The following is a 26847-nucleotide window of genomic DNA, read 5'->3' as shown; positions in this document are numbered from 1 at the left end:
GTGCAGCTTACCGCTTTTACTAATATCTTTCGGTAGAGCAGGTAAGATTTTGGACAAAATAAAAAGCGAAGGCAGCTAGTCACCTTCACTTTTATTCTTAAGTCCAAACCAACTTTTTAAGTTTTTGACAAATCTCTCTTTTTGTTCAGTTGTTAACTGTTCATAATGATTAATCTTTAATGGGAGGTTATATTTTTTACATACAGCTTTTAGGCGTTCTTTCTCTGGATCCGCTTGAACTTTCTGATTCAGAGCTTTAAAGAATTGGGAGCCTGCGATTTCTTTTTCAAACTCTTCATAGCGTTCTTTTGCCAATGAAATTGGGACATTGAATGTGTCAGCGATATGGTGAATGGCTTTGTTTTTATGATTTGGAAGATTTAATTTTGTCAGCATGAAAGTCGGGATACAGAAGTGCATAGCCAATTGCTTTGATTTCGTATGAGAGAGTGTAACTGCGGAAGAAGGAAGGGACAGCTGCTTTTTGTGATGATGAATGAAATGGCTTAATTCCTTGGCAAAGCCAAACCATTGTTTGTCACTTGTGTCATTCTTATTGAGAAAGATATACAAATCTGAATGTACTGCTTGTAATGACTTTTTCTCAAAATCTATAAAGGAAAGCCAGATATTTAATTTTTGGGCGATTTGGGACATATCAATTTGCGACGGACTTACAATTCCGAAAAACTGATACAGTGTCATAATCTCCCTTTCTAGGGAAGTGTAGATATAATCTTGTAATTTCAAGTGAAAACCACCTCTATCTCCTATTATAAGAACGAATGTACGAGAGTTCAACTAATGTGCTTTTTTTGGAACCATTTTTACTAAATGATAATAAGATGTAGTACGAATATATTCCCTTCTGAATCTAACTTTAGGATCCAGTAAGGAGGGAGCAATTGATTGAAGGACAATAACTACCAGCCAAAGCCGTTACTCACCAAAAGAGAAAGAGAAGTTTTTGAGTTGCTCGTTCAAGACAAAACAACAAAAGAAATTGCCGCGGAGTTATTTATTAGTGAAAAAACTGTGCGGAATCATATTTCAAATGTGATGTGTAGTCTTTGCAAATATCGTTTTTAAATTAGGCTAGGGTGGAATTGTAACAAAGGAGTCGAATGATGTGAACCTTATAAATAATAAAATTGATAAACGTAAAACATTTCTTTTCATCGTATTGGTTTTCTCTTTGTTTACCTCAGTCTACGGGTTAATAAAACCACTTCCAAATGATATTTCTGTGAACGGGCCTTATCATCGCGTTTCTGATGTGGAATTTTTATATGACCTCACTTATGAAAAGAACGGGGATTTGGTGCAGGAGCAGGAGATCTTTGAGCGTGTGTTCCGATTAATTGATGAAGCGGAGCAGTATATTGTCGTTGATATGTTTCTGTTTAATGATGAATATGAGCGTAAGACGGAGGGGGAGGGGCGCTATCCTGAAATCTCAGAACAGCTGACGAAAAAACTGATTGCGAAGAAGAAAGCATCACCAGAGATGGAGATCACGTTTATAACGGACCCAATTAATACATTTTATTCCTCTTATGAATCACAGTTTGTTCAGAAGCTTGAAGATAACGGGATTAATGTGATTTATACAAATTTAAGTGCACTGCGTGATTCGAATCCCCTGTATTCGGGGTTTTGGCGTGCCTATTTGCAATGGATGGACCCGTGGGGGAACGGCTATTTGCCAAATCCATTTAGTCCTGATTCGCCAGATGTCTCGTTGGTTTCCTATTTGAAACTCGTAAACTTTAAAGCTAATCACCGTAAAGTTGTGCTTACAGAGAAGCAAGCGCTCGTTACGTCGGCAAATCCGCATGATGCGAGTGGCCGTCATTCCAATATTGCGTTTGTTGTGGAAGGCAATCTTTTAGCTGACATCTATCAATCTGAAAAAGCGGTGTCAGATTTCTCAGACGGTTCACTAGAAACAAAATCATTTGCCAAACAACCGGAAACAGGTGCCATCAAAGCGAAATTAATCACTGAGGGAGCGATCCGTGATGAAATACTCGCTTCGTTGGACCGGATGAAAGCGGGCGACGAAGTGTTTGTGGGGGCCTTCTACTTATCTGACCGAAAAGTGATCAAAAAACTCGTTGAAGCAGCTGAACGAGACGTGCTCATAAAGCTTGTGCTTGACCCCAATAAGGATGCATTCGGGCGAACGAAAAATGGTATTCCGACAAGGCCTGTCGCAAGTGAATTAATCGCAAAAGGGGCCGGCAATATTGCTGTGCGCTGGTACAACACACATGGTGAGCAGTTCCATACGAAAATGATGCTTTTTAAAGGGGAAGAAGAAACGGAAATTATCGGTGGATCAGCTAATTATACGAAGCGAAACATTGGTGATTTTAACTTGGAGACAGATGTGAAGCTTGTTGTGCCAACAGGTCATCGCTTGGAGAAAGACGTTTCCAGTTATTTTGAGCGCATTTGGACGAATGAAGGTGGAAGCTACACAGCTGATTATGCAGCGTATGAAGATAATTCAATTTGGAAAAAAGTGATTTATCGAGTTCAAGAGTATACAGGATGGTCAACATTTTAAGAGAAATGCGGCGTTAGTGTTCGCCGCATTTCTTAGTTAGAAGGAGAGGGGATGTATTCGGGTTGTTTGCTTTGGAATTTCATCGCGTACATATGATGATCAGCGACCTTTAATAAATCTTCAAAGCTTTCGCCATCATCCGGGTAAAGGGCTGTTCCAATGGAAACGGTTACATCGAGGTCTGCTGCAGAGAGGTTGTAATGGATTCGCTGGACAATGAGCTCAATGTTTTCTCTCATTTTCAGATCAGGGGAAAGGATGACAAATTCATCTCCGCCCCACCGTGCTACAATATCGGCATCTCGTACACTTTTCACTAATTCTTGAGCAACAGTTTTCAGTACACGGTCCCCTTCTTTATGGCCGAGACGATCATTAATCATTTTGAAATCATTAATATCGATGACGAGAACGGCAAATTTTTGGCCATTTCGCTTTGTCATAGCTTTAATCTTCGGAAAACAAGCCTCCAAGAAACGTCGATTGTAAATTCCTGTTAGAGTATCCTTCTCGGAATAATACTTTGCCTTGTCATACTGGTTCCCGAACCACCATGCGAGCGCTAACATCATTGGGAGACCAATGATTTCGATTGGGCTGACCGCACCATCTCGAGCAAAGTAATACAAGATATATGTTGTATTAATCGATAGCACCATAAGAAATGTAACGATTCTGCCGGTGTACTTCATTTTCCCTCACCAACTTTTATACAAAATAACAATCACAATATCTAATTTTACATAAATATTCAAAAAATTCATTGGGAATTTGGATTAATTTAGGTGATGTACTCATTATTATTATAATCTTTATGATGTTAAGTTGTCAGCGAGTACACAGAATGTTCATAAATTTGGGGGTACAAAAAAGACTGCCTCCCCGCAGTCTAATCCATGCCTCTTATTGATTTGCAACGACACGTTTTAATAATGTGACGTCTGTTGTTAAGCCATTAACTTTTGTGTGGAGGTCGCTTATGACAGCTTTGCTTTCTGTATTTTCGGCAATTTGCTTAGAAACGGCATTCAATTTTGCGTCAAGCTGGGCGATATCGTCTTTTGTAGCCATGTTTTCTTCAATATATGTGATGCGGTTTTCTAGTGAATCCATACGAGATTCCATTGAATTCATACAAGATTCCATTGAATCCATACGAGTTTCAATTGCAGTCATTCGCTTGTCCATCGAGACCATCTGTTCTTTCATCTCGTCCATGCTGTCGTTTAGGTGATCGAGCTTCTCTAAAACGAGTTTGAACATCTCTTCCATGTGCTCTTCCTCCTTTCTTGAAAAATTTCTTAAATCTATCTGTCGGAAATTCCTCTTCTACTCATCTTCTTTAATTTTAACATATTCCTGCTTATTTAACGTGCTGAAAATCCCCAGGGTCGTCCGCATCCTCACGTTGCATAGATTGGCAGTGAGGTGGTGTGGATGAAGAAGCAGAAAGCTAGTCCGTTGAAGCTTGGTAAGGAAACGTATGGGGAGAAGCGGCTGGAAAAGCTGTTATATCAGGCGTTATTTCCTTATTTTTCTAAAGGGAAGAAACGGTCACTACGGAACTTTGAGTGAATTTTTGAAATTGGATGCGCCTTTAGGTCGTTTTTAGATATATAAAATAGAAAAAAAGGTTCTTATCCATGGAGATGATGAACATGACCTATGCTGTATATGTGAGGGTGTCGACGGACCGAGATGAGCAGGTGTCTTCAGTTGAAAACCAGATTGATATATGCCGCAATTGGCTGGAGCGCAGTGGATTTACGTGGGATGATGAGGCTGTTTATAAGGATGAAGGGATCACCGGAACATTGCTTGTGCAGCGACCGGCAATCCAGTTGATTCTACAAAAGGCGAAGAAGAAAGAGATTGAGATGATCGTGTTCAAGTCGATTTCCAGGCTGGCGCGTGATCTGAAGGATTCACTGGAGATTCGCGAGGTGCTTACGGGGCATGGCGTGCGGATTATTTCGATTGAGGAAGGCTATGATTCACATAAGGCTGGGAAAAATGATATGGCGTTCGAGCTCTGGTCTTTGTTCTCTGCGCAGTACAGCCGCACCTTATCAAGCGGCATAACGGCTGCACTTGCGGCGAAAGTGAGGCGCGGCGAGCATATCGGAAAGGTTCCTTACGGCTATGACCGTATCGAACAGAAGCTTGTCATTAACGAATCAGAAGCCGAAGTCGTCAGGCAGATCTATCAGTGGTACACATTCGATAAGTTCGGCTACAAGGCAATTACGCATAAGCTGAATGAGCGTGGCATCCCGTCTAAGCAAAAAGGAAAATGGCAGCTTACGACGATCCAGCGCATATTGAAAAACCCGCTCTACTATGGGACGTTTATTTTAAATAAATATGGCTCTGTGAAGGTGGCAGGGCGCAAGAAGCAGGTGCAGAACCCGCCTGAGAAGTGGCTGATTTTCGAAAATCACCACCCAGCGATTATTTCAAAAGAGCTGTTTGAGCAAGCGAACGATAAAGAGAACATCCGCACTCGAAAGAAAGTGTCCGCCTGGAATGAGTTTCGCGGATTGCTAAAGTGCGGTAGCTGTGGCGCGAATATTGTGATTCTCCAGTCAGGGAGAAAGCAACGAAACGGCCGGCGTGCATGGAATTACTTAAAATGCAGTGCATACCGCAGAGGAGGAACGCATGCGTGCGTTAACCACGCCCCGATTCAGTACGACGATTTTCGCTCCTTTATCATTGAACGGATCATTGAAAAAGCAAATCATGTCGCACTTCAGCTTGAAAATGAAAGCGAGCAAGAGCGTGAAGGCCAGCTGAGTGCGTTGCGGAAGAAAGCTGACGCACTGCAAGCGAAGAAAAACGATGCACTCGATTTGTACCTCGATAAAATCATTTCAAAGGATGAATTCGAAGCAAAGCGCACGGAGCTGGAAGAAGAGATACAAGGGCTTGGTGAGCAAATCACTATGCTCGGGCAGACAGCAACCACTGATGCGAGTGTGAAAGATGTGAGGGAAGCTTTTGTGCAACTGAACGGGAGTGATTTGTACAGCGTTTTTCAAACACTAATCAAAGCCATTGTCATCTACCCAGATGGAACGGTTGACATTCATTACGAGTTTGAAAGAAACTGAGTGTAGGGTAGGTCAAAAAAGGTACGTATTTTGCAATGACTACGCATCGCAAATGCCATGCAGAAACTAGGAGTCAAAGGACGTTCACAAGCTGTCGTGGAACTGCTGCGCATGGGCGAATTAGAGTTGTAACGAGCAGACCGGCTTTCGCTTGAAAGCCGGTTGCTATTTTTTGTTTTTCGAGAAAAAATGATGGCGCATAAGAATTGTGAGGCGTAAAATATACGAGTGGTACGAATAGTTTTTTTGTCCAATACAGCAATAGAATTTACATACTAAACACCAAGAAAAATGAGGCGATCTTTTGAATAGACCAATAGGCGTAATTGATTCGGGAGTCGGCGGATTGACAGTTGCAAAGGAAATCATGCGTCAGCTTCCGAAAGAGGAAATTATCTATCTTGGCGACACGATGCGCTGTCCATATGGCCCGCGCCCTCGTCAGGAAGTGAAAGCTTATACGTGGCAGATGGTGAATTATTTGATGAAGCATCATATTAAGATGCTTGTGATTGCGTGCAACACCGCCACAGCACTCGTGCTGAAAGAAATTCGCGACAAGCTGAGCATTCCGGTGATCGGCGTTATCCACCCTGGAGCTCGTGCGGCGTTGAAAATAACGAAAAATAACCATGTTGGTGTAATCGGCACAGAAAATACGATCAAAAGTGGCAGCTATAAGCAGGCGCTGCAAAGTATTAATAGTCAGGCGGAAGTGGAGATGCTTGCCTGTCCAAAATTCGTGCCGATTGTTGAGAGCGGTGAGTTTGAAGGCTTGGAAGCTTACGAGATTGTAAAGGAATCCTTACAGCCATTGCGAGATACAAAGATTGATACATTAATTCTCGGCTGTACGCATTATCCGATTCTAGAACCGCTTATCCAAGAAGTGGTCGGTGCAGATGTGTCGATTATTTGCTCCGGCGATGAAACGGCACGTGAAGTCAGTACCATCCTCGACCATAGCGGCCTGCTTGTTACAGATGACGTCACACCGAACCACCTCTTTCTCACAACAGGCTCAAAAGAAATGTTCCAAAAAATCGCATCTAAGTGGTTTGAACAAAATGTTGAAAACGTCCATGCAATTGAGCTGTAGCCCATCCGAAACCGGAGGGCTTTTGTTGCGCACCTTACCACAAGAAGAGGAGGAAGCTGTTATGAAGATTGAAACATCTTGGCATAAGAAAGGGAGAGAAGAAGGAAGGCAAGAAGTAGTGCGTAAGATGTTGCAAAAGGGTTTGACAGTAGAAGAAATTAAGGAATTTATTGATTTGTCGGAAGAAGAGATTGAGAAGCTTAAGGGGGAGTAACGCTTAACAGCTAAGAAAAAATAAAAAAACTGAAATAAGAGGGGAGACGCTTGGGCGATAGTGAAGCTCAAGCGTTTTTTTATGATTTGGTTGGTCTATTTTTTTTTACAGCTCGTATACATGGTAGTACAAACTGCCTTAGGAGGGAATGACATGCCGACTTTGAAAATTTCTCGTGCAGGCGTCATTGGCGCGGCGTTCGTGCTTTTATTATCGGGGTGTGGAATGTTTCAAGGAGAGCGAGCTGCGAAGGAAGTGGAGCCTTCACAAGATGTAACATATGTAAGCGAGGAGAAGCTGAAAGAACAGCCTGAAGAGCAGAAGAGTGAGGAGCAGGCTGAATCAGCGAGCCGCGAGCTTTACTTTATTGATCAAAATGGATATGTGGTGCCGCAGTCGTTAGCGCTTCCGAAGACGAAGGAAGTGGCGAAGCAGTCACTGGAATACCTTGTACAGGAAGGACCTGTAACGGAATTGCTGCCAAATGGCTTTAAAGCTGTACTTCCGCCGGGGACGCAGATTTTAGGTGTGAACATTCCAGAGGAAGGCACGGTCGTTGCAGACTTTTCACAAGAGTTTGCGAACTATGCGCCAGAGGATGAGATGAAGATTCTGCAATCTATTACGTGGACATTGACGCAGTTTGATAACATTGATCGCGTGAAAATTCGCATCAATGGGCATGAACAGCCGTTTATGCCGGTGAATGGCACGCCGATTAATGAAGGAATGAGCCGTGCGAATGGCATAAACTTTGATGATGGTGATGTGGTGGACGTACAGAATAGTAAAGCGATGACGCTTTACTTTCTTGCACAAAACGATGAGGATATGTATTACGTGCCTGTAACAAGACGTGTGGAAGCGAAAGCGTCAGAAGATATCGTCGCAACGACGGTCCAGGAGTTGATTGAAGGTCCTGCCCGTGATTCGAAATTGCTCAGTGAATTCCACCCTGATATGACGTTGGTGAATGAGCCGAAGCGTGAAGATGGGGTCGTGACGTTGAACTTTAATGAAGCATTGCTTGGTAGTCTGCAGGGGACAGCTGTTTCTGAGCATTTGCTAAATTCATTGGTGTTATCACTGACCGAACAGCCTGATGTTGAAAAGGTAGCGCTGCAGGTGAATGGGGAGTCTGTCCTTTATAATGAAGAAGGAAATGAAATAGCAGAACCTGTCTCACGTCCGCAAAGCGTCAATACAGGTAGTTTTTAGAGAGAGATTTTTGTTATAATAGGAACCGAGTGATTAGGCTGGCATATTATCTGCCGCCTTTTTTCGTATGTTTGCATGAAAAAGATCATAAGATAATAGCTATGAACTGTAGCAAGTGAATGAACGAGGAGGACGTAGTAGTGAGAAATGACGGACGACAAGCCGATCAACTGAGAAATATACATATTGAAAATAATTATTTAAAGCATCCAGAAGGGTCTGTGCTCATTTCGGTTGGTGAAACGAAAGTGATTTGCACAGCAAGCATTGAAGAACGTGTGCCGCCTTTTTTGCGTGGGCAAGGAAAAGGCTGGATTACCGCTGAATACTCGATGCTTCCGCGTGCGACACAGCAGCGCAACATTCGCGAGTCAAGCAAAGGAAAGGTGTCAGGCCGAACAATGGAAATTCAGCGTCTGATCGGGCGTGCGCTTCGTTCTGTTATTGACCTTGACAGCATTGGCGAGCGGACGGTTTGGGTTGATTGTGACGTCATTCAAGCGGACGGCGGAACGAGAACGGCTTCCATTACAGGGGCATTTGTTGCGGTCGCGGTTGCAGTCGGCAAGCTTGTTGAGAAGCATAAGCTTGAAAAGTTTCCGATCAAAGACTTTCTAGCGGCAACTTCTGTCGGCGTGCTTGCAGAACAAGGCGCCGTGCTTGATTTGTGCTATGAGGAAGATTCGAAGGCAGATGTTGATATGAACATTGTTATGACAGGTGCCGGTGAATTTGTGGAGCTTCAGGGCACGGGGGAAGAAGCAACATTTTCAGCACAGCAGCTGAATGAGATGCTTACACTTGCGAATAAAGGGGTAAGTGAATTAATTGATGTACAAAAAGAAATCATCGGAGACGAGCTGACAGAGAAAATTTTAAATGCGTAAATAGGGAGCGGCGAAAAAATGAAATCAGTCATTATCGCAACGAAAAATAAAGGCAAAGTGCGAGAGTTTCAATATCTCATTGGAAAGTTCGGTATCAAAGTTACATCCTTGCTCGATTACAGCGATATTCCTGATGTTGTCGAAGACGGCGACACATTTGCTGCTAATGCACGCAAGAAGGCGGAAACAATTGCGGAGCGTTTTCAAACACCTGTCATTTCAGATGATTCCGGCTTGATTGTAGATGCAATCGACGGTCGCCCAGGTGTCTATTCAGCCCGCTATGCAGGTGAGGACAAGGATGACGCGGCGAACTTAGCGAAGGTGCTTGAAGAAATGAGCGCAGTGCCTGATGAGAAGCGCACTGCTCGTTTTTTCTGCGCGTTAGCTGTGGCGGTACCGGGGAAAGAAACAGTCATTGTCGAAGGAACATGTGAAGGGAAAATCACGACCGCACCGCAGGGTGAGAACGGCTTCGGCTATGACCCGATCTTTTATGTAGAAGATAAACAGCGCACAATGGCACAGCTGACAAAAGAAGAGAAGAATGAAATTAGTCACCGTGCGAATGCGTTAAAGAAGCTGAGTGTTATGCTGGAGAACGATGAGATCCTTTTTAAGGGAGAGGATTCTTAATGAAAGTGCTGATTGTCAGTGATAATCACGGCGATGCGGACATTTTAAAGGTAATCCACGAGCGTCATGAGGAAGAGGTGGATGCCTTCATTCATTGCGGTGATTCCGAGCTTGCGCAAGATTGTGCAGAGATGGCGCCGTTTACAGGTGTAAGGGGAAATTGCGACTACGACGACAGCTACCCGAATGATGTCACTGTACCAATCGCGGATGTGAACTGTTACGTCACGCACGGCCACCTCTACAATGTGAAAATGTCGTTAATGAACTTACAATACCGTGCTGAAGAAGTCGGCGCGAAGATTGTTTGCTACGGCCATTCCCATATTGCAGGAGCTGAATATACAAATGGCGTATTATTCATTAATCCAGGCAGCATCCGCTTACCGCGCCTGCGCAGAGAGAAAACATACGCCATCTTAGATGTCAAGCACAACGAAGCAGTTGTGTCATTCTATACAGATGCAGGAGAAGAAGTGAAAGAACTAAGCGTAACGACTACGTTATAAAGGAGGAAAACGGGGTCAACACCAGGCCCCGAAATCCTCTTGACAAACGCAATGAAATTTTATATATTAGACTATGTCGCAAATAAATGCTGTGCGGGTGTAGTTTAGTGGTAAAACCTCAGCCTTCCAAGCTGATGTCGTGGGTTCGATTCCCATCACCCGCTCCATACATATACTTGTCCCAGTAGCTCAGCAGGATAGAGCAACGGCCTTCTAAGCCGTCGGTCGGGAGTTCGAATCTCTCCTGGGACGTTCCAAAACCGGTGAACATTTGTTCAACGGTTTTTTATTTTTCTCTAAAAACCCTCCATACACCGCTATACAAATATCATAACTTTCCTGTAAAAAAACACCTTCTTTTCGCTCACCACTCAGCTTGGAACCGCCCGCCTAAATGATCCAGCTTCAAGAAAACTAACCCAAAAATATTATTATCAAAAAATGTTTGATGAAGTCTGATTAAGGGAAAATAGTTGATTTTTCAATTATGTAAGCGAATACAATTTGTAGAACAAATCTAAATTATCTAATAATTTTAAAAAAAGGTGTTGACGCAACATTGAATTCGGCGTAAGATAGTCCTCAAATAAAGCGAACAACACTTGTTGGTACTCGAATTAACCGCAATGAAAGATTCGCTTCACTCATGTTCAGAATTATCGTACAGATAATATTCTACTTACGAACTGATCCTTTAAATCTAGCACTAGTAATGGCAACAGTCATTTCAATTCGAATGGAGCGTGACGGTATGAGCGAACAATGGATTTATCTCGATGGCGAATTTGTAAAGAAAGAAGACGCGAAAATTTCCGTCTACGACCATGGTTTTCTATATGGAGATGGTGTTTTCGAAGGGATTCGAGTATACGGCGGGAATATTTTTCGCCTGAAAGACCATGTTGACCGTTTATATAACTCAGCAAAGTCAATTATGCTGAATATTCCCTATACAAAAGAGGAATTAACGGATATCATGGTAGAAACAGTCGCAAAGAATGAACTAAAAGATGCATACATTCGCCTCGTTATTTCAAGAGGTGTCGGCGATTTAGGTCTTGATCCTTATAAGTGTAAACGACCTTCCGTCGTCGTAATCTGTGAGCCGCTTTCGATTTTTCCGAAGCACTTGTATGACACAGGTCTTGAAATTGTCACAGTGGCAAGCCGCCGCAACCGACCAGACGTATTAAGTCCAATGGTTAAGTCATTAAACTATTTGAACAATGTCCTCGTTAAGATTGAGGCACATCTTGCAAATGTAAGTGAAGCATTAATGCTGAATGACCAAGGTTATGTGGCAGAAGGTTCCGCAGATAACATCTTTATCATTAAAGACAACAAAATTCTTACACCACCTGGTCACGTAGGGGCCCTTGAAGGTGTAACGAGAAATGTTATTATCGAATTAGCGAAGGAACATGGCTATGAAGTCGTTGAAACACCATTTACACGACACGAAGTCTACATTGCAGATGAAGTGTTCTTAACAGGAACGGCAGCAGAAGTAATTGCCGTCGTCAAAGTAGATGGTCGCCAAGTTGGAGACGGTAAGCCAGGTGAACATACACAAACATTATTAAAAGCATTCCGTGAGCGAGTCTTATCAGACGGAGTTCAAGTATATAAAAATGCAAAAATGAGTTCATAAATAAATAACCAAAAGCGCAGAAGAGGATAAGTAGTTGCAGCTGGATATCTCCAGAGAGCCGGTATACGCTGAGAGCCGGTGTTATCCCTGTAATGAAGCTCACCTCAGAGCGCCAATCTGAAACAGTAGGATTAGGATTGGCCGGGCAGTGTTGACACAGGTCATTGCTCGTTAACAAAAAAGAACAGTCTGATGGCTGTTCTCGAGGCGGTATTCGAAAGAATCCCGCGAAAAAGGGTGGTACCGTGGAAAGGAAGACCTTTTCACCCCTTTAAGCCAACGGGGCTTGTATGGGGTGAGAAGGTCTTCTGTTTTTTTTGGCTGCATGACAGGTGAAGACCCACCGCCTGCAGCGGAAATCACCCCAAAAAAAGTTAACGTAGCTATTTTTAAATAACAAAAAAACGAAATATTCAGCTAATAGTCAAGTTCAGAATATTTCATAACCACATAACATTCAGTCTTTAGGAGATTAGGAGAAAACAAACCGAGGAGGAGTTCGAATGGGTGCAGAGCTAAAAGAGAAGGAGATGCAAATGTCAGGTACAAAAATGAATGGGGCTAATATGTTTGTCGAATCATTAAAGGCTGAGAATGTAGAGGTGCTTTTCGGCTATCCGGGCGGCGCAGTTCTACCAATCTATGATGCCTTATATGATGCAGGTATTGACCACGTGTTAACACGTCACGAGCAAGGCGGCATTCATGCTGCTGAAGGATATGCAAGAGTATCAGGTAAGCCTGGTGTTGTCATTGCAACTTCTGGCCCTGGAGCGACAAATATCGTCACAGGTTTAACAGATGCAATGATGGACTCTCTCCCACTCGTTGTTTTTACAGGACAGGTAAACTCAAGCGTCATCGGGTCAGATGCCTTCCAAGAAGCAGATGTGATTGGAATTACAATGCCAATTACAAAGCATAGCTATCAAGTCCGTGATATCAAAGACTTGCCAAAAACAATTAAAGAAGCGTTCCATATTGCGACAACTGGCCGTCCTGGTCCAGTCCTAATCGATATTCCGAAAGACATTGCGATTCTTGAAGGGGAATTTGATTACAGTCAGCCAGTGAACATTCCGAGCTATCAGCCGACGGTTATGCCAAATCATCTGCAAATCCGTAAGCTGACAGAAGCCGTAAGCCAAGCGAAGAAGCCGTTGATTCTAGCAGGAGCTGGCGTTCTTCATGCCGATGCACACGAAGAGCTGTTAGCATACGCTGAGCAACAGCAAATTCCAGTAACAAACACGTTGCTCGGTCTCGGTTCATTCCCAGGCGACCATAAGCTGTTCCTTGGAATGGCTGGTATGCACGGTACGTATACAGCAAACATGGCGATTACAGAATCAGACCTGTTGATTAGTATCGGCGCCCGTTTCGATGACCGTGTAACAGGCAACCTTGAAGAATTTGCACCAAATGCAAAAGTGGCACACATCGACATCGACCCAGCGGAAATCGGCAAAAATGTACCGACAGATATCCCGGTTGTTGGGGATGCACGTGAAGCGTTAAAACAGCTTGTCGCTGAAAACGGAACACCTGCAGATACGACAATTTGGCGCAAGAAGCTGTACAACTGGAAGGAAGAATATCCGCTCGTTTACAAGAAGGCAACACCAGAAATCAAGCCGCAGCGCTTAATCCAATTAGTGCATGAGCTGACAAATGGTGAGGCAGTTGTTACAACAGATGTTGGACAGCATCAAATGTGGGCGGCGCAATATTATTCCTTTACAAAGCCGAATCGTTGGGTTACATCCGGCGGACTTGGCACAATGGGCTTCGGCCTCCCGTCAGCAATCGGCGCACAACTAGCTGAAAAAGACTCAACAGTTGTTGCAGTTCTTGGAGATGGCGGCTTCCAAATGACGGCGCAAGAATTAACCGTTATGGCAGAGCGCAACCTTCCGGTAAAAGTTGTTATTTTAAATAACCAATCACTTGGAATGGTTCGTCAATGGCAGGAGCTATTCTTTGAAAAGCGCTATTCTCAATCACTTATCCCTGGTCAGCCTGATTTCGTTAAGCTGGCAGACGCTTACGGTGTGAAAGGTCTTCGTGCTGAAACAGAAGAAGAAGCAGAGCAAGCATTGAAAGACGCGCTTGCGATTGATGGTCCAGTGTTAATTGATTTTAGAGTAACGCCTGAAGAAAATGTCTATCCAATGGTAGCGCCAGGCAAAGGCTTGAGTGAAATGGTGGGGGTGAAACTATGAAGCGTATTGTAACTGCAACAGTAAATAACCGTTCAGGTGTACTAAACCGTATTACTGGCCTATTCTCTCGCCGTAACTACAATATCGAGAGCATTACAGTTGGCCATACTGAAACACCAGATATTTCAAGAATGACATTCGTCGTTAATGTTGATGATGCCCGCAAGGCTGAACAGCTGACGAAGCAATTAAACAAGCAAATTGATGTGATTAAAGTTCAAGACATTACAGACCAGCCGATGGTTTCACGTGAACTGGCGCTGATTAAGGTCATCACAACACCACAGACACGCAGTGAAATCTCAGGGTTAATCGACCCGTTCCGTGCGACAGTGGTAGATGTTAGCCGGACGACAACCGTCGTTCAAGTCACTGGTGATTCCGCTAAGGTCGAAGCATTAATTGAGCTGCTTCGTCCGTATGGCATCAAAGAAGTTGCTCGCACAGGTACAACAGCCTTTGCGCGAGGAACAGGCGTGAAGCCAAACCAAGATAATCGTTCCATTAGTTTAATTCAATAATTTTAAAATAAAAACTTAACTATTAAAGGGAGATGTTTAATATGGCAAAAGTATATTACAATGGCGATGCAAATGAGGCAGTACTTAATGGAAAGAAAGTAGCAATCATCGGTTACGGTTCACAAGGTCACGCACATGCGTTGAACTTGAAAGAGAGCGGCGTTGATGTAATTGTTGGTCTTCGTCAAGGTAAGTCTTGGGATCAAGCAGTAGAAGATGGCCACGAAGTAATGTCAGTGAAAGACGCATCTGCTGCAGCAGATATCGTTATGGTTCTTCTACCAGATGAGTATCAACCGAAAGTATACGAAAACGAAATCAAGCCAGGTCTTGAAGCAGGCAACTCACTTGTATTCGCACACGGCTTTAACATTCATTTCAACCAAGTTGTTCCTCCAGCAGATGTTGATGTATTCCTAGTGGCTCCGAAAGGCCCTGGTCATCTAGTACGTCGTACGTACACTGAAGGCGCTGGTGTACCTGCACTTATCGGTATCTATCAAGATACAACAGGTAACGCGAAAGAAACAGCTCTTGCATATGCGAAGCAAATCGGCTCAGCACGTGCTGGCGTTCTTGAAACATCTTTCCAAGAAGAAACAGAAACAGACTTGTTCGGTGAGCAAGCAGTTCTTTGCGGCGGCTTATCTTCACTAGTAAAAGCAGGCTTCGAAACACTTGTTGAAGCTGGTTACCAACCAGAAGTTGCATACTTCGAGTGCTTACATGAATTAAAATTAATCGTTGACCTTATGTATGAAGGCGGCTTAGAAGGTATGCGCTATTCAATCTCTGACACAGCACAATGGGGTGACTTCGTATCAGGCCCACGCGTTGTAGATGAGCGTGTGAAAGAGAACATGAAAGAAGTATTGAAAGACATCCAAACTGGTAAATTCGCGAAAGGCTGGATCCTTGAGAACCAAGCAAACCGTCCAGAGTTCTACGCAATTAATTCACGTGAAAACAAACATCTAATCGAAGAAGTTGGTCGTGAGCTACGTGAAATGATGCCATTCGTAAAAGCGAAAAAACCAAAGGAAGTGGTCAGCAGTGCGAAAAATTAACATCTTTGATACGACACTAAGAGACGGCGAACAATCCGCTGGTGTAAACCTTAACTTCTCTGAAAAAATGGAAGTAGCGAAGCAGCTTGAACGTCTTGGAGTGGATATTATGGAGGCTGGCTTTCCGGCCGCTTCCAAAGGTGATTTCCGTGCTGTACAAGAAATCGCTGAACAAATCAAAGGATGTTCTGTTACAGGTCTTTCACGTTCAAACATGCGTGATATCGATATCTCTTGGGAGGCTTTGAAAGGAGGCGCTGAACCGCGCCTCCACCTCTTTATAGCGACATCACCAATCCACATGACACACAAGCTTCGCAAAACACCTGAAGAAGTCATTGAAACAGCTGTTGAATCAGTAAAATATGCAGCGCGCAAATTCCCAATTGTCCAATTTTCCGCAGAGGATGCGTGTCGCACAGACCTTCCTTTCCTAGCGAAAATTGTGAAGGAAGTCATCGATGCAGGTGCGAGCGTTGTTAATATTCCTGATACAGTCGGCTATATTACACCAATTGAATACGGCAAAGTGTTCACATATCTGAAGGAAAACGTTCCGAACATTGATAAGGTTGAACTATCTGCTCACTGCCACGATGACTTAGGCATGGCAGTTGCCAACTCTCTTGCTGCAGTGGAGCATGGTGCAGACCAAATCGAATGTACGATTAACGGAATCGGTGAACGTGCTGGTAATGCAGCCCTTGAAGAAATCGCTGTTGCCCTTCACATTCGCAAAGATTACTACAATGCCAACACAGGCCTTACATTGAATGAAATTATGCGTACGAGCACACTTGTTAAGAAGCTAACAGGCATGGTCGTACCAGCAAATAAAGCGGTTGTCGGAAAGAATGCTTTTGCACACGAATCAGGCATTCACCAAGACGGCGTGCTGAAGGAAAAATCAACGTACGAAATCATTTCACCAGATCTTGTCGGTGTTGCATCCAATTCAATGGTTCTTGGCAAGCACTCTGGCCGCCATGCGTTCCGTACACATATGGAAGCACTTGGCTATCAGATGTCAGATGAAGAATCAAACCGTGTCTTCATCGCGTTTAAAGAGCTGGCAGATAAGAAGAAGGAAATCACAGATGATGACCTAATGGCATTAATGACAGAAGAGCGTCTTGGCGCCTCCGCTTCTTACTATGAATTGACAGCACTGCAAGTACAATTTGGTACAAATAACATTCCAACAGCGACAATTACACTGACAGACCCAGAAGGTAATGAACTGCAGGAAGCAAGCACTGGAGCAGGTAGTGTTGAAGCGATTTATAACACGTTAGAGCGAATGATTGAGTCACCAGTTCAATTGGATGATTACCGCATTCAATCAAACACAGGCGGGCGCGATGCATTGGCTGAAGTATACGTACGAGTGAACTTCCATAATAAATCATCACGCGGACGCGGAACAGCACAAGACGTCCTAGAAGCATCTGCGAAAGCCTACCTAAGTGCGATAAATCGTGTATTGCTTCAAGAACAATGGCAGGAAGAGAAGCAAAAAGTCGTAAAAGGATAAGTGGAACAAGGGGGCAATTCGATGAAGAAACAAATCGCAGTCATGCCTGGCGATGGCATTGGCACAGAGATTGTACAAAGCGCCATTTCAGTGCTTGAAAGAACAGCAGATTACTATGGACATGACTTTTCATTTCAGTTTGCAAGAATCGGTGGAGAGGCGATTGATAAGGACGGAACACCTCTTCCTGATGAAACAGTCGAGATTTGCCGCAATAGTGATGCGATCCTATTAGGCGCAGTCGGTGGTCCGAAATGGGATAACAACCCATCAGACCTTCGTCCAGAACGTGGCTTGCTTGGTATCCGCAAAGCACTTGGCTTATTTGCGAACCTTCGTCCAGTGATGGCTTTTAACAGCTTAAGTGATGCATCAACCTTGAAGCCTTCTGTATTAGAGGGAATCGACTTAATGATTGTACGTGAGCTAACAGGCGGCATTTATTTCGGCCAGCCAAGTGAGCGGACGAAGACAGAAGACGGAGAAGATGCAGCTGTTGATACGCTTTTCTACAGCCGTTCAGAAATCGAGCGCATCGTGCGCAAAGGCTTTGAGCTTGCGACACTTCGTGGGAAAAAGCTCCTTTCCGTTGATAAGGCGAACGTGCTTGAATCAAGCAAATTCTGGCGCGAAATTGTTGAAGAAGTGGCAAAGGATTATCCTGAGGTTGAATACAGCCATATGCTCGTGGACAACGCGGCAATGCAGCTTGTACGCAATCCGAAGGCACTTGATGTCATTGTAACGGAAAACATGTTTGGTGATATCTTAAGTGATGAAGCTGCAATGCTGACAGGTTCGCTTGGAATGCTTCCTTCAGCAAGCCTTTCAGCAGAGGGGCCTGGCTTGTTCGAGCCTGTACATGGTTCAGCACCAGATATTGCAGGACAGAACAAAGCGAACCCACTTGCAACTATTCTTTCAGCAGCAATGATGTTAAAGTACTCATTTGAAATGTCTGAAGAAGGATCGTTAATTGAAGCAGCAGTTGAGCGTGTCCTTGAACAAGGTCACCGCACAGCAGATATTGCTGAAGATCCGAGCAAGGCTCTTTCTACAAATGAAATGACGGAAAAAGTGCTTGAAGCGCTAGCGCACATTCACCAAGCCAAACAAGTGTCAGCGAACTAATCCGGCTGACTCCAAATAGAACACACAGGATGTCAGCCAATCATTTGGCTGACATCGTTATTACTAGAAGTATAGGGGGAGAAAAGCATGTCGAAACCGAGAACGATAATCGAAAAAATCTGGGACAAACACGCGGTCATGGAAGAGCCAGGGAAGCCTGCATTGCTCTACATTGATTTGCATCTCGTTCATGAGGTTACGTCACCTCAAGCATTTGAAGGTCTTCGCTTGAAGAACCGTCCTGTCCGTCGTCCGGATTTAACATTTGCGACAATGGACCATAACGTGCCGACAGACGATCGTTTTAATATTAAAGACGAAATTGCGAAGAAGCAAATCGATACACTAAGCAAAAACTGTGAAGAATTTGGCGTTGAGATTGCCGACTTAAACAGCCCTGAACAAGGGATTGTCCACGTCATCGGACCTGAGCTTGGCTTAACACAGCCTGGTAAAACGATTGTCTGTGGTGACAGCCATACATCCACACACGGTGCGTTTGGTGCCCTTGCATTCGGGATTGGAACAAGTGAGGTTGAACATGTGCTTGCAACGCAAACACTATGGCAATCCAAGCCGAAAACGATGAAAGTTCACGTGAGCGGCGAGCTGCAAACAGGTGTTACTGCAAAGGACGTTATCCTTGCCGTAATCGGTAAGCACGGCGTTGATTTCGGTACAGGCCATGTTATCGAATATACAGGCGATGTATTCAAGAATATGAGCATGGAAGAGCGGATGACTGTCTGTAACATGTCGATTGAAGGCGGCGCGAAAGCTGGTCTAATCAGCCCTGATGAGAAAACATTCGAATATATCCGCGGTCGTCGCTTAGCACCTCAGGATGAAGCATTTGATGCGGCAGTTGAAGAGTGGAAAGCTCTTGCAACAGATGAAGGTGCAGAATATGATACTGTGATTGAAATGAAAGGCGAACAAATTGCGCCGCAAGTAACATGGGGAACGAACCCTTCAATGTGTGCTGCAATTGATGAAAATGTACCTGGCCCAGCTGATTTTACATCGGAAACGGATCAGAAGGCGACAGAACAAGCACTTGCTTACATGGACCTTAAGGCTGGCACACCGATCAGCGAAATTGAAATCCAGCACGTGTTCATCGGCTCCTGTACGAACTCCCGCATGAGTGACTTGCGTGCGGCAGCTGAAGTTGTAAAAGGACGCAAAGTTGCTCAAGGTGTTCGTGCCCTTGTTGTACCAGGCTCGCAAAAAATAAAGCTGCAAGCTGAGCAGGAAGGCCTTGATGCTATCTTTACAGAAGCTGGCTTTGAATGGCGCGAATCAGGCTGCAGTATGTGTCTTGGTATGAACCCAGACACCGTTCCTGAAGGAGAGCGCTGTGCATCAACTTCCAATCGTAACTTTGAAGGACGCCAAGGAAAAGGCGCCCGCACACACCTTGTCAGCCCGGCAATGGCAGCCGCAGCGGCAATTGAAGGACGCTTCGTCGACGTCCGCAAATACCAAACAGAACTAGTAAAATAAGGGGTGGAACAATGGAACCAATTATCGTGCACAAAGGAAAAGCAGCGGCAATGCCAAGAGTCAATGTCGATACAGACCAAATTATCCCGAAACAGTTCTTAAAGCGTGTTGAGCGCACAGGCTTTGGTCAATTTTTATTTTTCGACTGGCGCTTTAACGCAGACGGCAGCGACAATGAAAACTTTGAATTAAATAAGCCGGAAAATAAAGGGGCAACAGTACTTGTTGCAGGCCCTAACTTCGGTTGCGGCTCTTCACGTGAGCATGCGCCGTGGTCTCTGCAAGACTATGGATTCAAAGTGATTATCGCCCCATCATTTGCGGATATCTTCTATAATAACTGCTTGAAAAATGGGATTCTCCCAATTCGTCTTGACAGCGATGCGGTCAAAGAACTACAAGCGAAGGCAGAAGCAGCAGACTATGAGCTGAAGGTTGATTTGAAACAACAGACAATCGCAGACAGCAGCGGCTTTGAGCAATCCTTTGAAATCGACCCATACTGGAAAGAGATGCTTATGAACGGCTGGGATGAAATCGACGTCACTTTAACATACGAAGAAAAAATCTCAGCATACGAAGCTGCTAAATAATCAAACAAACCTTGGCGCAATGTTGCCAAGGTTTGTTTGTGTCATTATGTCGTCTTGTGTTTTATTTTATGAATTGCTACACTGTAAGCTACATATGGGCTGAGCAAAAGAGGCGATGCTATGAAGGAAGAGAAGAAATCGAAGGTTGTACCGTTTCCGCGTTTGGATGAGCGGCTGCTGAAGCTTGGGATGGAGGAGCTGGACAGAAAGGGTTATGAGAAGGCGCTTGAGTACTTCACCCAGCTGCAGCAGCATTCGTACATCGCAGAAGCGGAGATTGGAATTGTTCTATGTTTACTAGAGTTAGGCAGGCTTTATGAGGCGAAAGAGCGGTGTCAGCAGCTTCTGAATGAAGGTGTTGATAACTATTTTGAAGTGTTGCAAATTTATACAACAATTTTGATGCAGTTGAAGGAATACAGCGAGGTTGTTACAACAATTGAAGCGGTGCTGGAGGAACAGAAGCCGCCTGCTGAGTATGCAGAGGCAATCTATCAAGTTCTCCACGTCTGCAGACGGATTAGTGAAGAACCAGAAGTCGAGCCGCAGGAACCGAAGGAAGAAGGGACTGAAGAGCAACTGCAGCAATTGCTACAGGCTGAGAACCTTAGTGAACAGTTGGCGATTATTCAAGCGTTACAGCAAGCAAACCTCCGCCCGCACTTGAAAGAGATTGAGCACTTTCTCGGAGACAGCAGTTACCATCCGTTTATTCAGTCGTTACTGCTTCAAATGTTGAAAGAACAAGAGATTGACCGTGACGTAACCGTTCGAAAGTTTGCGAGAGCGATCACCGTCAACCCGACTCGCATTCTATATGCGAATGAACAGCCGTTTGAGCAGGAGGTCGACACAGTGCTTGAAAGTGTGCTCGGCCATGAAAATCCTGTTCTATATGAACTGACGCTAGACTTATGGCGAAGGACTGTGCTTATGCATTATCCTCTGCCATTTATACCAGAAGAAGCGGCAGTGTGGGCGGCGGCGCTTCATAAGATCGGCTTTGATATGCAAGGGACAGGCGTCAATTTGCACGAGCTTGCACAGCGCTATGAAATCGAACTAGAATCGATCATGCCGGTAGTGAAATTCCTGTGGGAAGTCGAGCAGGTTGAAATGTTTGAATAGTAGCCTGCTTACAATCTGCCGTATCTATTGAAACCATGCGAATTCGTGTTATAATGTAATGGTTGTAAGTGTGTGTACCTATCAAAGTCATCTACGAAAACAGTGACAAAGGTATCGTATCCAGCTGACAAAACAGCTGTTGAACAAAAGACATGAAGCTCCCAGATAGGGAAATGTCATTAAATTAAATGGATAATAATAGATGTTGGAGGGAAAAGGAACATGGCTGCTAAGTGGGAAAAACTAGAAGGCAACCAAGGTAAGTTAACTGTAGAGGTGGACGCTGCACAAGTCGATCAAGCACTTGATCAAGCGTTCAAAAAGGTTGTTAAACAAATTAATGTACCAGGCTTCCGTAAAGGGAAAATGCCTCGCTTTATGTTTGAAAAACGTTTTGGTGTAGAGGCACTTTATCAAGATGCAGTAGATATTATGCTTCCACAAGCATATGCTGGTGCAATTGATGAAGCTGGAATCGATCCAGTTGCACAACCAGAAGATATCGATGTAGAACAAATCGAAAAAGGCAAAAACTTCATTTTCACAGCAACAGTTACTGTGAAGCCAGAGGTTGAGCTTGGCGAGTACAAAGGTCTTGAAGTTGAAGAGCAAGACGCAACTGTAACAGACGAAGATGTACAAGAAGAATTAAAACGCATGCAAGAACAACATGCAGAGCTAGTTGTGAAAGAGGATGGGAAAATTGAGAATGGCGATACAGTTGTCATGGATTTCAAAGGTTTCGTAGATGGCGAAGCATTTGAAGGCGGCGAAGCTGAGAACTATTCACTTGAAATTGGCTCAGGTCAATTCATTCCTGGTTTCGAAGAGCAGCTAGTAGGTCTTGCGGCTGGCGAAGAAAAAGACGTAGAAGTTAGCTTCCCAGAAGAATACCATGCAACAGAGCTTGCAGGTAAGCCAGCAACATTCAAAGTAACAGTTCACGAAATCAAAAATAAACAGCTTCCAGAGCTTGATGACGAGTTCGCAAAAGACGTAAATGACGAAGTTGAAACATTAGAAGGTTTAAAAAGCACGCTACAAGAGCAAATTAAAGAACGTAAAGAGCGTGAGGCAGATACGAACCTGCGTGACCAGCTAGTTGAAAAAGCTGCTGAAAATGCAACAATCGACATTCCAGAAGCAATGGTTGAAGCTGAAATGGACCAAATGCTTCGTGAATTCGAACAACGCCTGCAAATGCAAGGCATGAATCTTGACATGTACTACCAATTCTCAGGTCAAGACGAAAGTGCACTTCGCGGCCAAATGAAAGAAGACGCTGAGAAGCGCGTACGTACAAACCTAACACTTGAAGCAATCGCTGCTGCTGAAAACATCGAAGCAACTGATGAAGAAGTAGATGCAGAGCTTGAAAACATGGCAAGCATGTACCAAACATCTGCAGACGAGCTTAAGAAAATGCTAGGCGGCTCAACAGATCGCGTGAAAGAAGATCTAAAAGTTCGCAAAGCAATCGATTTTCTTGTAGAGAATCGCAAAAGTGTTGCATAATAATAAATAAGACGAACAAGGCGCGAGTTCCTCGTGCCTTGTTTTATACACATAACTTTCAGCCTCATATTAATCTTCCTGAAAGTCAGCATGTTTAGAAGTCCTGCATTTATGGAAAGTAACGTTAATAACAACAGCTTTTCGTAGCAGTCGCTGGCCGCATCCGTTCATACATAATTTGCGCTCGAGATTTATAATTAACGCTCTCTACGTTTCGTATGGTACAATGCAATACATAATCAGTTTTGAGAAGACATAAGATGGCAATTTGGGGACAAGGGTAGTTCATACCACCTCAAATCACCTAGGTTTTCGGCTTTCCCAGTTAATTTTTGCAAGGGGTGATTTCATGTTTAAATTTAACGATGAAAAAGGTCAATTAAAGTGTTCGTTTTGCGGTAAAACCCAAGACCAAGTTCGTAAGTTGGTTGCTGGTCCTGGCGTTTATATATGTGACGAGTGCATCGAGCTTTGCACTGAAATCGTAGAAGAAGAACTGGGTACTGAAGAAGAAGTTGAGTTTAAGGACGTGCCGAAACCACGTGAAATTCGTGAAATCCTTGATGACTATGTTATCGGGCAGGATCAAGCGAAGAAGAACCTCTCAGTTGCTGTCTATAACCACTATAAAAGGATTAACTCAAACAGCAAGGTAGACGATGTTGAGCTTTCAAAGAGTAACATCGCAATGATTGGACCGACAGGAAGCGGTAAAACATTGCTTGCTCAGACACTTGCTCGCATCTTAAATGTACCATTTGCCATTGCTGATGCCACTTCACTTACAGAAGCAGGTTATGTCGGTGAAGACGTAGAGAATATTTTACTAAAACTAATCCAAGCTGCGGATTACGATGTTGAAAAGGCTGAGAAAGGGATTATCTATATCGACGAAATCGATAAAGTTGCCCGTAAGTCTGAAAACCCTTCGATTACGCGTGACGTATCTGGTGAAGGTGTTCAGCAAGCGTTGCTGAAGATTCTTGAAGGAACAGTTGCAAGCGTTCCGCCTCAAGGTGGCCGTAAGCATCCACATCAAGAATTCATTCAAATCGATACGACAAACGTCTTGTTTATTTGTGGTGGTGCCTTTGATGGGATCGACCAAATTATTAAACGCCGTCTAGGTAACAAAGTCATCGGATTCGGTTCCGAAGCTTCTCAAGCTGATCTAGATAAAGGCGAACTTCTGGCAAAAGTTTTACCAGAAGATTTACTACGCTACGGTTTAATCCCAGAATTCATCGGTCGTCTTCCAGTAATCGGTGCACTAGAGCCGCTTGATGAAGACGCACTTGTTGAAATTCTAACAAAACCGAAGAATGCACTTGTTAAGCAATATGAAAAATTGCTTGAACTTGATGATGTGGAACTTGACTTCGAAGAGGATGCATTGCTTGAAATTGCGAAGAAGGCAATTGAGCGTAAGACAGGTGCACGTGGTCTTCGTTCTATCATTGAAGGCATTATGCTTGATGTCATGTACGATCTGCCATCACGTGATGACATCGAAAAATGTGTCATTACAGCAGAATCGATTACAAAAGATGCGAAGCCAAAGCTAATCTTAAATGACGGCACTGTGCTTGACCAAGAAACACCACGTGAAAGTGCATAACAATTCATTAATTTGAGGCTGACTTATCGGAGTCTAACTCCTTTTTGCTCTACTCTTTAGAGCAAGGGGGTGACTCCGTTTTTTTGTGCTTAAGTGCAGTATGATTTTTCCAAGGTTCATTCCTTCTGTTCCTGTTTATCTATGGCAAGTCGGGGAGATAATAGGATGTAACGAGTACATATTGCAGGAGGTTTGTTATGGAGTGGACACAAATTGCACTTGTGGTGCAGCTGTTTTTTGGAATTGTTATTGGGCTGTATTTCTGGAATTTATTACGCAATCAGCGTACACAGAAGGTTTCGATTGATAAAGAATCACGCAAAGAAATGGAGCAGCTGCGGAAGATGCGGGCGATCTCCTTAACCGAGCCGCTCGCTGAAAAGGTACGTCCTAAATCATTTGCTGACATTGTCGGCCAAGAGGACGGCATTCGCACATTGAAAGCGGCGCTGTGCGGACCAAACCCACAGCACGTTATCATCTACGGTCCCCGAGGGGTCGGAAAAACAGCCGCAGCACGCCTTGTCTTAGAAGAAGCAAAGAAAAATGCACGCTCACCTTTTAAAAATGACGCTGTGTTTGTGGAGCTTGATGCCACGACAGCACGATTTGATGAACGCGGAATTGCCGACCCGCTTATCGGTTCTGTACATGATCCGATTTATCAAGGCGCTGGTGCGATGGGGCAGGCTGGTATCCCGCAGCCGAAGCAAGGTGCTGTCACCCATGCGCATGGCGGAGTGCTCTTTATCGATGAGATTGGAGAGCTTCATCCGATTCAGATGAACAAGATGCTCAAGGTGCTTGAAGATAGAAAGGTTTTCCTAGAAAGTGCGTATTATAACGAAGAAAATACGCAAATCCCGTCCCACATTCACGATATTTTTCAAAATGGTCTGCCGGCTGATTTTCGCATGGTTGGTGCGACAACACGCACACCTGATGAGATTCCACCAGCGATTCGTTCCCGTTGCTTAGAAGTGTTCTTCCGTTCCCTAGAGCGTGACGAGGTGAAACAAATTGCCCGCCGCTCTGTTAAGAGGATTGGGCTGTCGATTACAGAAGACAGCTTGAACCTGCTTGCCAAATATGCAACAAATGGGCGGGAAGCAGTCAACTTAATGCAAATCGCAGGTGGTTTGGCAATCAATGAAAAAAGGGAAGAGATCATAGAGAAGGACCTCGAATGGGTCATCCAATCAAGCCAATTAACTCCACGCTGGGAGAAAATGATTCACGAAGAAGCAAAGCCAGGTCTTGTTAACGGCTTAGCAGTTTCGGGCCCGAATACAGGCGCACTGCTTGAGCTTGAAGTGACAGCTATCCCAGCTTTCAAAGAAGGAAAAATCACAATCACAGGCATTGTGGAGGAAGAAAGCATCGGCGACCGCGCAAAATCAATCCGCCGCAAAAGTATGGTCAAAGGCTCCGTTGAAAATGTGATGACCGTTCTAAAATCAATGGGCTACATTAAGCGCGATTATGATATTCATATTAATTTCCCTGGCGGCGTTCCAGTCGACGGTCCATCAGCCGGTATTGCAATTGCAACAGGCGTTTACTCCGCCATTTATCAAGTTCCTGTTAAACATACAGTCGCGATGACAGGCGAAATCAGTATTCATGGCAACGTCAAGCCAGTTGGCGGTGTTCCAGCTAAGATTAAAGCAGCTCTGCAGGCAGGTGCAGAAATGGTCATCATCCCGAAAGACAACTACCAACAGATGTTTGGTGACATTAAGAACATCGAGATCAAATCCGTCACCCACTTAAGTGACGTCTTCCAAGCCGCACTGACAGAAGAAGTTAAAGAAGTCAAAGAAGGCGAAGACATTCTCCCGGCTACAGGCACAACATTCCCGCCGTCACAATCACTGTAAAAACGTCATACGAAGACTTGGTTTGTATAAGCCAAGTTTTCTCTGTTTTTTGGAAAAAGGGCGGAGCTCCACGCCTAGTGGATCGGCTTATCCGTAATAGGAGCGTTCACTAAGAGAAAGCGCAGCCCCATGAAAGAGGATGTTCCGCTCGCACCGCTTTAATTGAAGGTGCACGGAGGTTATTCGGATGAAGGGAAAAAGGGCGGAGCTCCACACCAAATGGATCGACTTAC

General features: G+C 44.2%; 25 protein-coding genes, 2 tRNA genes, 1 pseudogene and 1 other annotated feature. Of the genes and pseudogenes, 25 read left to right on the top strand and 3 right to left on the bottom strand.

What is annotated here, in order from left to right; translation table 11 throughout:
• Nucleotides 1–75 precede the first annotated feature (75 nt).
• Nucleotides 76–750: an ImmA/IrrE family metallo-endopeptidase gene (locus tag LC040_12695; GenBank protein ID WLR50134.1), complete on the bottom strand. Its 675-nt coding sequence runs from the start codon at nt 748–750 to the stop codon at nt 76–78.
• A 159-nt stretch (nt 751–909) separates the two neighbouring features.
• Here LC040_12695 and LC040_12690 point away from each other — a divergent pair, with 159 nt between their 5' ends.
• Together LC040_12690 and LC040_12685 are read left to right on the top strand one after the other, a co-directional pair.
• Nucleotides 910–1089, top strand: coding sequence for a helix-turn-helix transcriptional regulator (locus LC040_12690; protein ID WLR50133.1), 180 nt, complete (start codon nt 910–912; stop codon nt 1087–1089).
• A 40-nt stretch (nt 1090–1129) separates the two neighbouring features.
• Nucleotides 1130–2572, top strand: a complete 1443-nt coding sequence (locus tag LC040_12685; GenBank protein ID WLR50132.1) for a phospholipase D family protein — start codon at nt 1130–1132, stop codon at nt 2570–2572.
• A 32-nt stretch (nt 2573–2604) separates the two neighbouring features.
• Here LC040_12685 and LC040_12680 read toward each other — a convergent pair whose 3' ends face one another.
• Together LC040_12680 and LC040_12675 are read right to left on the bottom strand one after the other, a co-directional pair.
• Nucleotides 2605–3264: a GGDEF domain-containing protein gene (locus tag LC040_12680; protein ID WLR50131.1), complete on the bottom strand. Its 660-nt coding sequence runs from the start codon at nt 3262–3264 to the stop codon at nt 2605–2607.
• 211 nt (nt 3265–3475) lie between these two features.
• Nucleotides 3476–3844: a DUF1664 domain-containing protein gene (locus LC040_12675; protein ID WLR50130.1), complete on the bottom strand. Its 369-nt coding sequence runs from the start codon at nt 3842–3844 to the stop codon at nt 3476–3478.
• 165 nt (nt 3845–4009) lie between these two features.
• Here LC040_12675 and LC040_12670 point away from each other — a divergent pair, with 165 nt between their 5' ends.
• From LC040_12670 to lonB, 23 genes and pseudogenes are all read left to right on the top strand, one after another.
• Nucleotides 4010–4147, top strand: a complete 138-nt coding sequence (locus LC040_12670; GenBank protein WLR50129.1) for a hypothetical protein — start codon at nt 4010–4012, stop codon at nt 4145–4147.
• 83 nt (nt 4148–4230) lie between these two features.
• Nucleotides 4231–5685, top strand: a complete 1455-nt coding sequence (locus LC040_12665; protein WLR50128.1) for a recombinase family protein — start codon at nt 4231–4233, stop codon at nt 5683–5685.
• 45 nt (nt 5686–5730) lie between these two features.
• Nucleotides 5731–5817, top strand: a pseudogene (gene gerE / locus LC040_12660) (spore germination transcription factor GerE).
• Between the two features lie 172 nt (nt 5818–5989).
• Nucleotides 5990–6784, top strand: coding sequence for a glutamate racemase (racE, locus tag LC040_12655; GenBank protein WLR50127.1), 795 nt, complete (start codon nt 5990–5992; stop codon nt 6782–6784).
• A 61-nt stretch (nt 6785–6845) separates the two neighbouring features.
• On the top strand, nt 6846–6998 hold the full coding sequence (locus LC040_12650; GenBank protein WLR50126.1) for a hypothetical protein: 153 nt from the start codon (nt 6846–6848) through the stop codon (nt 6996–6998).
• A 153-nt stretch (nt 6999–7151) separates the two neighbouring features.
• On the top strand, nt 7152–8216 hold the full coding sequence (locus LC040_12645; protein WLR50125.1) for a GerMN domain-containing protein: 1065 nt from the start codon (nt 7152–7154) through the stop codon (nt 8214–8216).
• 140 nt (nt 8217–8356) lie between these two features.
• Nucleotides 8357–9103, top strand: coding sequence for a ribonuclease PH (gene rph, locus LC040_12640; GenBank protein WLR50124.1), 747 nt, complete (start codon nt 8357–8359; stop codon nt 9101–9103).
• A gap of 18 nt (nt 9104–9121) precedes the next feature.
• Nucleotides 9122–9739 carry an XTP/dITP diphosphatase gene (locus tag LC040_12635; protein WLR50123.1) on the top strand — a complete coding sequence of 206 codons (618 nt, stop codon included), beginning with the start codon at nt 9122–9124 and terminating at the stop codon, nt 9737–9739.
• Complete coding sequence (locus LC040_12630; protein WLR50122.1) at nt 9739–10248, top strand: metallophosphoesterase; 510 nt, start codon at nt 9739–9741, stop codon at nt 10246–10248. The genes LC040_12635 and LC040_12630 overlap by 1 nt, the downstream gene beginning before the upstream one ends.
• Before the next feature lie 93 nt (nt 10249–10341).
• A tRNA-Gly gene (locus LC040_12625) sits at nt 10342–10415 on the top strand.
• A gap of 11 nt (nt 10416–10426) precedes the next feature.
• Nucleotides 10427–10500 (top strand) — tRNA-Arg (locus LC040_12620).
• Nucleotides 10501–10999: 499 nt separating this feature from the next.
• Nucleotides 11000–11899, top strand: coding sequence for a branched-chain-amino-acid transaminase (ilvE, locus tag LC040_12615; GenBank protein WLR53282.1), 900 nt, complete (start codon nt 11000–11002; stop codon nt 11897–11899).
• A gap of 8 nt (nt 11900–11907) precedes the next feature.
• Nucleotides 11908–12173, top strand: a binding site (T-box leader).
• Nucleotides 12174–12402: 229 nt separating this feature from the next.
• Nucleotides 12403–14121 carry an acetolactate synthase large subunit gene (gene ilvB, locus LC040_12610; protein WLR50121.1) on the top strand — a complete coding sequence of 573 codons (1719 nt, stop codon included), beginning with the start codon at nt 12403–12405 and terminating at the stop codon, nt 14119–14121.
• Complete coding sequence (gene ilvN, locus LC040_12605) at nt 14118–14642, top strand: acetolactate synthase small subunit (GenBank protein ID WLR50120.1); 525 nt, start codon at nt 14118–14120, stop codon at nt 14640–14642. The genes ilvB and ilvN overlap by 4 nt, the downstream gene beginning before the upstream one ends.
• 41 nt (nt 14643–14683) lie before the next feature.
• Nucleotides 14684–15709 (top strand): ketol-acid reductoisomerase, encoded by a 1026-nt coding sequence (ilvC, locus tag LC040_12600; GenBank protein ID WLR50119.1) that lies wholly within the window; start codon nt 14684–14686, stop codon nt 15707–15709.
• Entirely contained in the window at nt 15696–17243 is a 1548-nt protein-coding gene (locus LC040_12595) for a 2-isopropylmalate synthase (GenBank protein ID WLR50118.1), read from the top strand. Before ilvC ends, LC040_12595 begins: the two co-directional genes overlap by 14 nt.
• A gap of 21 nt (nt 17244–17264) precedes the next feature.
• Entirely contained in the window at nt 17265–18374 is a 1110-nt protein-coding gene (leuB, locus tag LC040_12590; GenBank protein ID WLR50117.1) for a 3-isopropylmalate dehydrogenase, read from the top strand.
• Nucleotides 18375–18461: 87 nt separating this feature from the next.
• Nucleotides 18462–19880, top strand: a complete 1419-nt coding sequence (gene leuC, locus LC040_12585; GenBank protein ID WLR50116.1) for a 3-isopropylmalate dehydratase large subunit — start codon at nt 18462–18464, stop codon at nt 19878–19880.
• 11 nt (nt 19881–19891) lie between these two features.
• Nucleotides 19892–20473, top strand: a complete 582-nt coding sequence (gene leuD / locus LC040_12580) for a 3-isopropylmalate dehydratase small subunit (GenBank protein WLR50115.1) — start codon at nt 19892–19894, stop codon at nt 20471–20473.
• Nucleotides 20474–20593: 120 nt separating this feature from the next.
• Nucleotides 20594–21601, top strand: coding sequence for a hypothetical protein (locus LC040_12575; GenBank protein ID WLR50114.1), 1008 nt, complete (start codon nt 20594–20596; stop codon nt 21599–21601).
• A gap of 222 nt (nt 21602–21823) precedes the next feature.
• Complete coding sequence (gene tig, locus LC040_12570) at nt 21824–23116, top strand: trigger factor (GenBank protein ID WLR50113.1); 1293 nt, start codon at nt 21824–21826, stop codon at nt 23114–23116.
• A gap of 349 nt (nt 23117–23465) precedes the next feature.
• Entirely contained in the window at nt 23466–24734 is a 1269-nt protein-coding gene (gene clpX, locus LC040_12565) for an ATP-dependent protease ATP-binding subunit ClpX (GenBank protein WLR50112.1), read from the top strand.
• Nucleotides 24735–24931: 197 nt separating this feature from the next.
• Nucleotides 24932–26614 carry an ATP-dependent protease LonB gene (gene lonB / locus LC040_12560; protein WLR50111.1) on the top strand — a complete coding sequence of 561 codons (1683 nt, stop codon included), beginning with the start codon at nt 24932–24934 and terminating at the stop codon, nt 26612–26614.
• Nucleotides 26615–26847: the final 233 nt, after the last annotated feature.

The sequence above is a fragment of the Bacillus tianshenii genome (genome assembly GCA_020524525.2).
Lineage (GTDB): Bacteria > Bacillota > Bacilli > Bacillales > Bacillaceae_N > Bacillus_AV.
This window is presented reverse-complemented; position numbering and strand designations above follow the sequence as displayed.